The sequence below is a fragment of the Sandarakinorhabdus rubra genome (genome assembly GCF_010994245.1).
In the GTDB taxonomy this organism is placed as follows: Bacteria; Pseudomonadota; Alphaproteobacteria; order Sphingomonadales; family Sphingomonadaceae; genus Sandarakinorhabdus; species Sandarakinorhabdus rubra.
Window position 1 is genome coordinate 1 of record NZ_WMHO01000081.1, and the last position, 10,957, is coordinate 10,957.

The 10,957-nt window shown below is 67.7% G+C and carries 10 protein-coding genes; 3 read left to right on the top strand and 7 right to left on the bottom strand.

What is annotated here, in order from left to right; all coding sequences use genetic code 11:
- Both purL and GJV64_RS06915 read right to left on the bottom strand, forming a co-directional pair.
- Positions 1 to 1,961, bottom strand: a 1,961-nt coding sequence (purL, locus tag GJV64_RS06910; RefSeq protein ID WP_164156536.1) for a phosphoribosylformylglycinamidine synthase subunit PurL, incomplete at its 3' end; no start/stop codon positions are given.
- Positions 1,962 to 2,001: 40 nt separating this feature from the next.
- Positions 2,002 to 2,877 (bottom strand): TSUP family transporter, encoded by an 876-nt coding sequence (locus GJV64_RS06915; RefSeq protein WP_164156537.1) that lies wholly within the window; start codon positions 2,875 to 2,877, stop codon positions 2,002 to 2,004.
- A 141-nt stretch (positions 2,878 to 3,018) separates the two neighbouring features.
- Between GJV64_RS06915 and GJV64_RS06920 the strand changes: the two genes are divergently transcribed.
- Entirely contained in the window at positions 3,019 to 4,350 is a 1,332-nt protein-coding gene (locus GJV64_RS06920; RefSeq protein ID WP_164156538.1) for an NAD(P)/FAD-dependent oxidoreductase, read from the top strand.
- A gap of 135 nt (positions 4,351 to 4,485) precedes the next feature.
- On the opposite strand, the gene GJV64_RS06925 is transcribed toward GJV64_RS06920, so the two are convergent.
- The gene (locus GJV64_RS06925) at positions 4,486 to 5,754 is read right to left on the bottom strand and encodes a DNA polymerase Y family protein (RefSeq protein ID WP_164156539.1); all 1,269 of its coding nucleotides are present in this window, start codon (positions 5,752 to 5,754) and stop codon (positions 4,486 to 4,488) included.
- A gap of 96 nt (positions 5,755 to 5,850) precedes the next feature.
- Between GJV64_RS06925 and GJV64_RS06930 the strand changes: the two genes are divergently transcribed.
- Together GJV64_RS06930 and GJV64_RS06935 are read left to right on the top strand one after the other, a co-directional pair.
- On the top strand, positions 5,851 to 6,612 hold the full coding sequence (locus GJV64_RS06930; RefSeq protein ID WP_164156540.1) for a queuosine precursor transporter: 762 nt from the start codon (positions 5,851 to 5,853) through the stop codon (positions 6,610 to 6,612).
- Positions 6,613 to 6,625: 13 nt separating this feature from the next.
- Positions 6,626 to 7,297, top strand: a complete 672-nt coding sequence (locus tag GJV64_RS06935) for a spermidine synthase (RefSeq protein WP_164156541.1) — start codon at positions 6,626 to 6,628, stop codon at positions 7,295 to 7,297.
- Between the two features lie 6 nt (positions 7,298 to 7,303).
- Here the strand turns inward: GJV64_RS06935 and GJV64_RS06940 are convergent, their stop codons facing one another.
- The 4 genes from GJV64_RS06940 to purS all read right to left on the bottom strand — a co-directional run bounded on the left by GJV64_RS06940 (position 7,304) and on the right by purS (position 10,818).
- Positions 7,304 to 8,233: an MBL fold metallo-hydrolase gene (locus tag GJV64_RS06940; protein WP_205599554.1), complete on the bottom strand. Its 930-nt coding sequence runs from the start codon at positions 8,231 to 8,233 to the stop codon at positions 7,304 to 7,306.
- A gap of 62 nt (positions 8,234 to 8,295) precedes the next feature.
- Positions 8,296 to 9,855, bottom strand: coding sequence for an amidase (locus GJV64_RS06945; protein WP_164156542.1), 1,560 nt, complete (start codon positions 9,853 to 9,855; stop codon positions 8,296 to 8,298).
- 46 nt (positions 9,856 to 9,901) lie between these two features.
- Entirely contained in the window at positions 9,902 to 10,567 is a 666-nt protein-coding gene (purQ, locus tag GJV64_RS06950) for a phosphoribosylformylglycinamidine synthase subunit PurQ (protein ID WP_164156543.1), read from the bottom strand.
- Positions 10,564 to 10,818: a phosphoribosylformylglycinamidine synthase subunit PurS gene (purS, locus tag GJV64_RS06955; RefSeq protein WP_164156544.1), complete on the bottom strand. Its 255-nt coding sequence runs from the start codon at positions 10,816 to 10,818 to the stop codon at positions 10,564 to 10,566. Before purS ends, purQ begins: the two co-directional genes overlap by 4 nt.
- Positions 10,819 to 10,957 lie beyond the last annotated feature (139 nt).

Genomic DNA, 10,957 nt, shown 5'->3' on the forward strand with positions numbered 1-10,957 from the left:
ACTGTGGCGCCAAGGCCGCCAGCCAACGCCATTTCGGCCAGCGCCACGGCAAGGCCGCCGTCGGACAGGTCGTGCACCGCCGTCACCGTGCCGGCGGCGATCAGCGCGGCCACCGCCTCGCCAGAGGCACGTTCGGCCGCCAGATCGACTGGCGGCGGCGGTCCGTCCTCGCGGCCATGGCATTCGCGCAGCCACAGCGACTGACCGAGGTGCGTTCCCAGCATCCCATCCATCGGCCCTATCAGCCAGATGTCATCGCCTGCCGCCTTGAAGGCGAGGTCCATCTGGTGGCTGTAATCGGCCAGCAGGCCGACCCCGCCGATCGCCGGGGTTGGCAGGATGGCATTGCCGCCGCCGGTCGCCTTGCTTTCGTTGTAGAGCGACACGTTGCCGGACACGACCGGATAGTCGAGTGCCCGGCAGGCTTCGGCCATGCCCTCGATGCAGCCCACCAGCTGGCCCATGATCACGGGGTTCTGCGGGGATGCGAAGTTCAGGCAGTTGGTGATCGCCAGCGGCCTGGCGCCCACCGCGATGATGTTGCGCCAGGTCTCCACCACCGCCTGCTTGCCGCCTTCGTGCGGATCGGCAAAGCAATAGCGCGGCGTGCAGTCGGTGGCGATGGCCAGCGCCTTCCTGGTGCCGTGCACGCGCACCACCGCGGCATCTCCGCCAGGGCGCTGCACCGTGTCGGCGCCGACCATGTGGTCATATTGTTCCCAGATCCAGCGGCGCGAGCACAGGTCGGCGCTGCCCATCAGGCGCTTGAGATCGTCGGAAATGTCGAGGCTGCCCGGCACATCGGCGAGCGGCGCGCGCTTGGGCGTCGGCACATGCGGCCGATCATATTTCGGCGCGGCATCGGCCAGCGGCGCCAGCGGGATGCGGCCCACCACGTCGCCGTGGAAGGTCATGACAAGGTCGCCGCCCTCGACAACCTCGCCGATCACCGCGAAATCCAGTTCCCACTTCTTGAAGATGGCTTCGGCAAAGGCTTCGCGGCCTGGCTTCAGCACCATCAGCATGCGTTCCTGGCTCTCCGACAGCATCATCTCATAGGGCGTCATGCCGGTCTCGCGGCACGGCACCTTGTCGAGATCGAGGCGAATACCGACGCCACCTTTGGACGCCATCTCCACCGAGGAGCTGGTCAGGCCGGCGGCACCCATGTCCTGGATGGCGACGATGGCATCCGACGCCATCAACTCGAGGCAGGCCTCGATCAGCAGCTTTTCGGTGAACGGATCACCCACCTGCACGGTGGGGCGCTTTTCCTCGCTGTTCTCATCGAACTCGGCGCTGGCCATGGTGGCGCCGTGGATGCCGTCGCGCCCGGTCTTGCTGCCGACATACACCACCGGATTGCCCACCCCGGCGGCGGCCGAATAGAAGATCTTGTCGGCCTTTGCGAGGCCCACTGTCATCGCGTTGACGATGATGTTGCCATTGTAGCTGGGGTGGAAGATCGTCTCACCGCCCACGGTCGGCACACCGACGCAATTGCCATAGCCACCGATGCCGGCGACCACGCCTTTCACGAGGTGGCGCATGCGCGGCGCATCTATCGCGCCAAAGCGCAGCGCGTTCATGTTGGCGACCGGCCGCGCGCCCATGGTGAACACGTCGCGCAGGATGCCGCCGACGCCAGTCGCGGCGCCCTGGTATGGCTCGATATAGCTGGGGTGGTTGTGGCTCTCCATCTTGAAGATGGCGGCATCCCCATCGCCAATGTCGATCACGCCGGCATTCTCGCCCGGGCCCTGGATCACCCATGGGGCCTTGGTGGGCAGCTTGGCGAGATGCAGGCGGGACGACTTGTAGCTGCAATGCTCCGACCACATCACCGAGAAGATGCCCAGTTCCAGAAGGTTGGGTTCCCGGCCCAGCGCGCTGAGCACGCGCTCATATTCCTCGGGGGTCAGGCCATGGGCGGCAACGATGTCGGGCGTGATCTGGCTCATGGCGGCGCGCATAGCCGGGCGGGGCGGCTTTGTCATGCCATCATCTGGGTGCGTCGATCTCGGCCTGCCGGCCCCGCGCCGCGCTGCGCAGCATTATGATGGCGGTGTAGCTGATCACGAAGGTCACCAGCCATTTCAGCGTGGTCAGCGGCAGCGATTTCACGACCAGCGCCGCCACCAGCACCGCCGGAATGCCGCCGAGCACGATGGCACCCACGATAGACAGATCAAGCCGGCCAGCGCGGACGTGGCGGATGGCGATTGTGGTCCCGGCCAGCGAGGCGCCGGTGGCCATGATCGGGAAGCAAAGGCGCGGATCAAGGCCCATCAGGCTCAGCAGCGCCAGCGTTGGCGCATAATTGCCCACGCCGAAGTTGACGAGAATGCCGAACCCGAAATTGGCGGCGATGGCGATGGCGGTTGGGCCCGGCGGCAGCCCGGTGGCGGTGCCGCCCGCCGGCATCAAATCAAGGATGGACAGTATGTAGAAGAGTGCCGCCACCAGCAGCGCAAACCCGACCAGGGCCTGCACCACCCAGGCCCGCGCCCGTTCGATCAGCCGTGTGCCCACTACGCCGCCGGCCACCAGCGCAGCGACCGACCCCAGCAGCAGCACCGGATCAAGTTGCACCCCCAGCAGGATCAGGAAAATCAGCGACTGCGCCATGGACGGCGGGGTGAGCCCGGCCAGCATCGTCTGCGGGATCAGGGCATCGGGCACCATGCGGCGGAACTTGAACCACGCCATGGTGGGCGCCATCGATCCGATGCCCAGCGTATCGAGGAAGTTGACCACGCCCCCCAGCAGCAGGGCCTCGGCGCGAGGCCAGGCCTTCTGGCGCACGATCGAGAGCAGCAGCACGCTGAGATTGGCCAGCGCGAACATCGCCAGCAGCGCCAGCAGCAGATTGAGCATTCATCTGTCCCCTGCCAGCGCGGCCGTACCGCAGTGCCCAGGTCAGCCGACAGAGTCGCCATTGAGGCAATAAAGTCAATTGGGCGATCACGGATAGCGCGCTAGAGGGAGGCGCTAAAGCAACAAAGGGCAGCTCACGCGATGGCGCGCAGGCGGGCAGACGGCAAGAAGACCCAGATCGTGGTTGTCGGCGGCGGCGCCGGCGGGCTGGAGCTGGTGACCAAGCTTGGCGCGCATTTCCCACGCGCCGATTTCGACATCATCCTGGTGGACCGCAACCCCACCCATATCTGGAAGCCGCTGCTGCACGAAGTGGCGGCTGGCAGCCTTGATGCCAATCTCGACGAGGTTGGCTATCGCAGCCACGCCTTCCGCTGGGGCTATCGCTATTTCGATGGCGCTCTCGAAGCCATCGACCGCGAGGCCAAGCAGATCATCATCGCCCCGATCCGCGACGAGGATGGCAGCGAGGTGATCGGCCGCCACCGCATCCGCTATGACTATCTGGTGCTGGCGGTGGGCAGCATTTCCAATGATTTCGGCATCGAGGGCGTCAAGGACCATTGCCTGAGCCTGGAAAGCCGCACGGATGCCGATCGCTTCCGCCGGCGCCTTTTGAACCAGTGCCTCAGGGTGTCGCGGCAGATGGTCTCCGATCCGGCCAGCGCGGCGACGGTGAACGTGGTGATCGTGGGCGGCGGTGCCACCGGCGTGGAACTGGCGGCCGAGCTCTATTCGGCGGCTGACGCGCTGGGCTATTACGGCCTCGAGGTGTTCGACCGCCAGCGCCTGAAGGTGAGCCTGATCGAAGCCGGGCCGCGCATCCTGCCGATGCTGCCGGAGAAGCTGGCCGCCGCCGCCCATGCCGAACTGGAAAACCTGGGCGTCAAGGTGCTGCCGGGCACGCAGGTGGTGTCGGCAACGCCCGACGCCATCCTCACCCGTGACGGCCAGAGCATCCAGGCCGACTTGAAGGTGTGGGCCGCCGGGGTGCGCGGCGCCGATTTTCTGCAGGGGATCGGCGGGCTGGAAACCACCCGCACCAACCAGTTGCTGGTGCGGGACACACTGCAGACGACGCGCGACGATGACATCTTCGCCATTGGTGACTGCGCCAGCTACACGCCGCCCGGCGAGGCCCGGCCGATCCCGCCGCGCGCCCAGGCCGCGCACCAGATGGCCGACACCGTCTACCGCAACATCCGCGCGTTGATCGAGAACCGGCCATTGAAGCCCTTCGTCTATCGCGACAAGGGCGCGCTGGTGAACCTCGCCCGCTATTCCACCGTTGGCAGCCTGATGGGCAATCTGGTGGGCGGCCGTATGGCGATCGAGGGCCGGCTGGCGCGCTTTGTCTACACCTCGCTCTATCGCATGCACCTGATTGCCATCCACGGCTGGATCAAGGGGCTGTTCCTGCTGCTGGTCGGCCATGTGAACCAGGTGGTGCGCCCGAAGCTGAAATTGCACTAGGCCAAGCCGGCTGGCGGCGTGCCGCCGCCAGACTCGGCGCAGCGCCCGGCCGGCGGGATCGGGCAAGCCGGCGCCGCGGCTTTGCCGCGGCAGAGGCTTTCCCGAGGCCCCTTCGACGTCACGGCCAAGCCGCCCTCATTCATGAAACTCCGCCAGTTCCGGGATGCGCGTGAAGGCAATCGCCGGCCCGCGCAAGCGGCTGGCGCCGCGCACATCATGGCCCAGCGTCACGGCATCGCGGCCGAAGCGGGCGTTCACCCTGTCCATGGCGCGGGACAGGGCCAGCCGGCGCGTATCGGTCTGCGCACAAAGCAACGCGCCGCCATCGAACAGGTCGGCCTGCGCAGCGTCGGCCGGTGTCAGATCGGCCAGCACTACCCCCACCTGCAGCAGGCGGGCGTGCCCGGACTCGCCGGCCATGCGCGCCCACAGGCCTTCCATCGCTTCCACCAGCGAAAGCGAATCCATCACCTGGGGCAGCTTCATGCCGGCCTTCCACTTGCTGCCCCGCGCCTCGCCCTTCACGTGCAGCCCAAGCCAGCCGGCGCGCAGGTCGGCGCGGCGCAGGCGGGTGCCGGCCTTCATCACCAGCCGCCGCGCCACCAGCCGCGCCACGGCCAGCGGGCGCTTCTCCGGCCCCAGCACATGGCTGTGCCCGATGGTCTTGCGGTCGTGCGCCACCTCCGGCAGCTCATGACCGTGGAGCAGCCAGTGCAGCCGCTCACCCCACACATTGCCCCATGCCTTGCGGGCCTGGCCCGGTTCCATGGCCAGCAGCTGCGCCATGCTCACCAGCCCGGCGGCGGCCAGCCGTTTCTCCATGGCCCGACCCACGCCCGGAATGTCGGACAGCGGCAGCTTCTCCAGCCGGGCGCGGCGCACGTCGTCGGTCAATATGGTCAGCCCGTCAGGCTTGCGCATATCGGCCGCCATCTTGGCGAGCAGCCGGTTCTGCGCCACGCCGATGGAGGCGGTGAGGCATTCCCCCACATTGGCCCTCAGGCCCGCCTTGATGCGCCCTGCCAGCGCTGTGGCGGCGTCCACGCTGTTCTCGTTGTCGAGCAGCCGGCACGCCACCTCGTCGATGGAGCAGACGGCGGCGACCGGCACATGCCGTTCCACCTCGGCGATGATGCGGTGGTGGAAACGGACATATTCATCGTGCCGGCCCGGCACCACCACCAGGTCGCGGCACAGCGCCTTCGCCTGCCAGATCTTGGTGCCGGTGCGGATGCCGAAGGCCTTCGCCTCATAGCTGGCAGCAATGGCGCTGGTGCTGTCTGTCATCACCGGAGCCACCACCACCGGCCGCCCCCGCAGCGCCGGATTCAGCTGCTGCTCGACGCTGGCGAAATAGCTGTTCAGATCGAGATACAGCCAACGAAGAGGCAGCGAATCGGCCATGCAACCAGTCTAGCAGAATGGGAACAGAAATAGAACATTGCGCCTGCGTCATTGGGCGGCTTTTCCCCCGCGTCTCAGCGCTTATGGTGCGCCGCCATGACTGATCCGATCCTTGCCGCCGCGGAAGAACCCGTCGGCGTGCGCGCCGTCTCGGCCGATGCCATCACCGGGCGGCAGCTGCGCTATTATGATTATGCCATGGCGGCCTTCGCCATCATCCTGATCTGCTCCAACATGATCGGCGCGGCGAAGCCTGCGCAGGTGGAACTGCCTTGGTGGGGTACGGTCACTTTCGGGGCCGGCATCCTCTTCTTCCCGCTGTCCTATGTGCTCGGCGACGTGCTGACCGAAGTCTATGGCTATGCCCGCGCCCGCCGCGTGGTGTGGGTGGGCTTTGCCGCCTCCATCTTCGCTGCCACCATGAGCTTCGTCGTCGTCGCCCTGCCGCCCGATCCCACCTGGAAGGGCCAGGCCGCGCTGGCCGAGGTGTTCGGCCAGGTGCCGCGCATTTTCCTCGCCTCCATCGCCGCCTTCTGGGCCGGAGAGATGGCCAACGCCTTTGTGCTGGCCCGGATGAAGCTCCTGACCGGCGGCAAGATGCTGTGGACGCGCACGATTGGTTCAACGGTGGTGGGGCAGGGGGTGGACACGCTGATCTTCTACCCGCTGGCCTTCTGGGGCATCTGGGAACCAGCCCTGGTGTTCAGCGTGATGGCCACCAACTATGCGCTGAAAGTGCTGTGGGAGGCGCTGCTCACGCCGGTCACCTACAAGGTGGTGGCATGGTTCAAGGAAGCCGAAGGCCTCGACGTGTTCGACACCGAAACCGACTTCACGCCGTTCAAGACGCGGGTGTGAGCGAGCACGCCCGATGACGCCGCGGGAGCTGATCGGCGTGGCCGAGGTGCCGGGCGGGCCGCCGCTGCGGCTGTTCCGGCGCGGCGATGATTTCATGATCGTGCTCGAGCGCAACGAGCTGATGAGCACGCGAATGCATGGCTCCGAAGTGGCGCTGGGCACCATGACCTGTGATCGCCTGGCCGGCGTGGCTGCCCCGCATCTGCTGATCGGTGGTTATGGCATGGGCTTCACGCTGCGTGCCGTGCTGGGCCGGCTGGGGACGCATGCGCGGGTGACGGTGGCCGAACTGGTGCCGGGCATCATCGCCTGGGCACGCGGCCCCATGGCGACAGTGACGGACGGTTGTCTGGACGATCCCCGGGTGACGCTGACCATGGGCGACGTGGCCGAGGCGATCGGGCGGGCGACGGCGGCCTATGATGCGATCCTGCTGGATGTCGACAATGGCCCGGACGGACTGACGCGCCCCGCCAACGACGGCATCTACAGCAGCGCCGGCCTGGCCGCTGCGAAGAGGGCGCTGCGCCCCGCCGGTGTGCTGGCCGTGTGGTCGGCGGCGCCTGACCCGGCGTTCGGACGGCAGTTGGAGCGCGCGGGGTTCAAGGTGGAGACCGTGAAGACGAGGGCGCGGGAAAACGGCAAGGGCCCCGCGCATGTCATCTGGTTTGCCCGAAAGCGCTGATCTGCTTCAAAGCGCCAGCCGCAGCAGGTCCCGCCCCACGATCACCTCGCCGGCAAAGGCCTTGCGCGCCGCGTCGGCCCAGTCCGCGTCCGTCACGCTGGCGTCGCCGCCGGGGACGAAGTGGGTGAGGACGAGGCGCTTCACGCCCGCTGCCGCTGCAAGTTCGCCCGCCTGTTCCACCGGTGTGTGGCTGGCGAGCAGGTGGGCGCGCAAGGTAGGAGCGTTGGATTCGGCGGCAATCAGGCGTTCCATGGCCGGCAGGTACATGACCTCCTGCACAAGGATGTCGGCGCCGCGGGCGAGATCGACCAGCGCCTGGCAGGGCCGCGTGTCGCCGGACCAGACAACCGATTTGCCGGCCCAGTCGAAGCGGAAGGCGAAGCTGTCGAACAGCGGCGGATGCTCGACTCGCGCGGCCGTCACCTTCAGGCCGCCTGCCTCCAGCAGCACGCCGGGCTGCACCTCGCGCACGGACAGCAGTTTTCTGAGATCGGGGCGGCCTTCATCGGCGACACGGGTGTCGATGTCGACGCGCGCGAACCGCAGCCAGTCGCGCGCCATGCGCGCCATCCCCTTGGGGCCATGCACCGTCACCGGCGTGGTCAGCGCGCCGCTCCACGCCAGCCAGGGCAGGGTGAAGGCGTCCGCCACATGATCGCTGTGGAGGTGGGTGATCCAGACGTTCGAGAGGGATTTCAGCGGCAGCCCGGCCAGAGCAGCCTGCCGGGCCACGCCATTGCCGGCATCGATCACGTGCAGCTGCCCGCCGATCATCAGCGCCATCGCCGGAGCCGCGCGCAAGGCCTTGGGCGTCGGACCGCCGCCGGTGCCGAGCAGCACGAGCTGATCGGAGAGCGGCTGGGCAGCGAGGCGGTCCAGCGGCGCGAGGATGGCCGCGCCGCCCACCAGTCCCAGCATCTGTCGGCGTGTGTGCATGGCAAGGCCCCCAGTTTTCATGGATGCAGGAGCGCCCGCCGGCTGACAAGGGCTGGAGTTGCCTACCGCAGCGGCGGCGTGCTTGGAGGTGGGCGGCGATGGCGGGTCGCCTGCTCATAGGCATAGGCGAAGCGGATCAGGTCAACATCCGCCCAGGGGCGCCCGAGGAAGGTGATGCCCACCGGCAGCAGGCCGCCGCGCGAATGGCCCATCGGTACGTTGACCGCCGGAAACCCGGTGATGGGCGCAAACACCTGGCTGTTGTCGCCGCCCGGCGTGTTGAGGTCGCCGATCAGGCGCGGCGGGTTGCTCCAGGTCGGATAGACGAAGGCATCGAGCTTCAGCCGCGCCATGGTCTTCAGCACCGTGGTGCGGAAAGCCTCGCGCTGGGCCTCGTCGGCGGCGCAGGCCGGCGAGTCCGTGCCGTTCTGCGGCACCTTCTCGGCATCTTCCAGCCGCTTGGCCACGGACGGGTGGAACCTGCCCGACTGGAGGATGGCGGCCAGATCGGCCAGCGGCACCTGGCTTGCTCCTGGGCTGGCGCGCGCGGCGAGGAATTGGTTGAGATCGTGCTTGAACCCCATGCAGATGGCGTCCGGCGCCGGCCGTGGCGGCAGCGCATAGCCTTCGATCGGCGCCGGATCGACGATGATTGCCCCCTGCCGCCGCAGATCGTCGAGCGCGGCGCGGAATATCGCCACGATCTCGGGATCGCTGCTGTCGCGCTCATAGGCCTCGCGGAGCACGCCGATGCGCACACCCTTCAGGCCGCCACGATCGAGTGCGGTGCGCACATCGGGTAAGGTGCGCCCGGTGGCGGTGGCCGTCGCTGGATCGCGCGGGTCGGCGCCGGCGATGGCCTGGAAAACGATGGCCATGTCTTCCACGGTGCGGGTCATCGGGCCGGCAATGTCGGCCCTGAGGTTCAGGGGGAACACCCCGGCGCGGCTGGTCAGCCCCATGGTCGAGCGGATGCCGGCAAGGTTCGTGTGGGAGGCCGGCCCGCGGATCGAATCGCCGGTGTCGCTGCCCAGCCCGACCAGGCCGAAATTGGCGGCGATGGCCGCTGCCGTGCCGCCGCTCGATCCTGCCGTCACGCGGTCGAGCGCATAGGGATTCTTCGTGTAACCGGGCAGGATGGAGCTGACGGTCTCGACCGGGCTGAAGGCCCATTCCGCCATGTTCGATTTGGCCAGCACGATGGCGCCGGCGGCGCGGGCGCGGGCCACCAGCGTGGCATCCTGGGCCGGCAGATAGCCTGCAAAAGCGAGCGCACCGTTGCTGGTCTGCAAGCCCTGCGTCTCGAAATTGTCCTTCACGATCATCGGTACGCAGTGCAGCGGCCCGGTCAGCCCGCCCGCCGCAAAGCGCCGGTCAAGGTCGTCGGCGATGCTTGTGGCGTCGGGATTGATCGTCACAATGGCGTTCACCGCCGGGCCGTTCTTGTCATAGGCGGTGATGCGGGCGAGATAGGCGTCAACAAGGCCCCGACAGGTCAGCCGCCCGTCGCGCATGGCCGCATGCACGCTGCCGATCGTGGCTTCTTCGACTGCGAAGGGCAGGGGCGCCGCCTGGCCCTGCGTGGCAGCGACCATGGCAATCACCATCAGCGTCCGCAGCATGATATTCCCCCAATGCGAATGATGCCGGCCCGGCGCGCCAGAGGTGTCAGGCGAGCGCCATCATGGCCGCTTCGAACAGGCGGCGGCCGTCGGTGCCGCCCTGTTCGGGTTCGATCAGGCGTTCCGGATGGGGCATCATGCCCAGCACGTTGCCAGCATCAGACAGGATGCCGGCGATGTCCCGGGCCGAGCCGTTCACGGTTTCTGCATAGCGGAAGGCGATGCGGCCTTCGCCTTCGAGGCGGTCCAGCGTGTCGGCATCGGCGACATAATTGCCGTCGTGGTGGGCCACCGGGATGGTGATCGTCTCGCCGGCGGCATAGCGGCTGGTGAAGATCGACTGGCTGTTTTCCACCGTCAGGCGCACGTCGCGGCAGACGAAGTTCAACCCTGCGTTGCGCATCAGGGCGCCGGGCAGCAGGCCAGCTTCGGTCAGCACCTGGAAGCCGTTGCAGATGCCGAGCACGGCGCGGCCTTCGCCGGCGGCCTTCACCACCGCCTGCATCACCGGCGAGCGCGCCGCCATCGCGCCGGAGCGCAGATAGTCGCCATAGGAAAAGCCGCCGGGGATACCGATGAAATCAAGGCTTTCGGGCAGCTCTGTCTCGCGGTGCCAGATCATCTCCGGGGCGCGGCCGGTCACCTTGGTGATGGCGTCGGCAAGGTCGCGATCACAGTTGGAGCCGGGAAAGACGATGACGGCGGCCTTCACGGCATCTCAATCCGGAAATTCTCGATCACCGTGTTGGCCAGCAGCTGCCGGGCCATCGCCTCGACTGTTTCGCGGCTTGTGCCGTCGGCCACGTCGAGTTCGATGATCTTGCCGACCCGGGCGCCGGCGACGCCATCAAAGCCCAGCCCGTGCAGCGCGGCCTCGATGGCGCGGCCCTGGGGGTCGAGCACGCCGTTTTTCAGCGTCACGGTCACGGTGGCTTTGCGGGTGGCAGGAGCGGCTTCAGGCATGGCCGCGGCCATAGGCCGAAGCGCTGAACGGCGCAAGCACGGTAGCGCGGTTCAGGCCAGCAGGTGCACGGCCGCCGCCCCCAGCCCGGCGGCCAGCAGCAGCCACGGCGTGGACCAGCCCGCGCCGCGTTCCGGCAGC